Source organism: Vibrio sp. R-1, from assembly GCF_035615595.1.
GTDB lineage: Bacteria > Pseudomonadota > Gammaproteobacteria > Enterobacterales > Vibrionaceae > Vibrio > Vibrio cholerae.
In genome coordinates this window covers 1-457 of record NZ_WPDC01000316.1, presented here as the reverse complement: position 1 = coordinate 457, position 457 = coordinate 1, and the positions used below count along the sequence as shown (strand labels likewise).

Sequence of the window (457 nt, the reverse complement as noted above, 5' to 3'; positions counted from 1 at the left end):
ACTAAAGTTGTGCGTACAATCTCAGCATGTCTTTGTGTTGAATACCATTTTCATAGATTGGCTCTGGATAATTCAGCAAAAAGTAATCTTTGACGATTGAGTCAACCCGAAAGCCAAGACGCTGATAATAAGTCAGTTGATAGCCAAAGGTGCCTGTACCCAGTTCAACACGTGAGATTCCCTTAGTTGATAACTGAGACAGAACCGACTTAAGTAATTCAGAACCAACACCTTGACCTTGTAACTTTGGATATACAGAGACATTGAATATCTCAGCAAGGCTATTGGTTTGTGGCTTCACAATGCAAGCAGCTGAAACACGCCCATTATCTAGTGCAGCGAAGCACCATGAATCAGATAAATATGAAGAAATACTCGCTTCAGAAGGATCGGCTTCAAGCAGCAAATCTAGCGGAATCTGGCTACTTTTGACTTCGATATATTGCATATTTTCTCC

Annotated in this window: 1 protein-coding gene; it reads right to left on the bottom strand. The window is 40.7% G+C overall.

The window, feature by feature from the left end; all coding sequences use genetic code 11:
- Position 1: 1 nt before the first annotated feature.
- On the bottom strand, positions 2 to 448 hold the full coding sequence (locus GOU96_RS18300; protein WP_055045010.1) for a GNAT family N-acetyltransferase: 447 nt from the start codon (positions 446 to 448) through the stop codon (positions 2 to 4).
- Between the last annotated feature and the right edge of the window lie 9 nt (positions 449 to 457).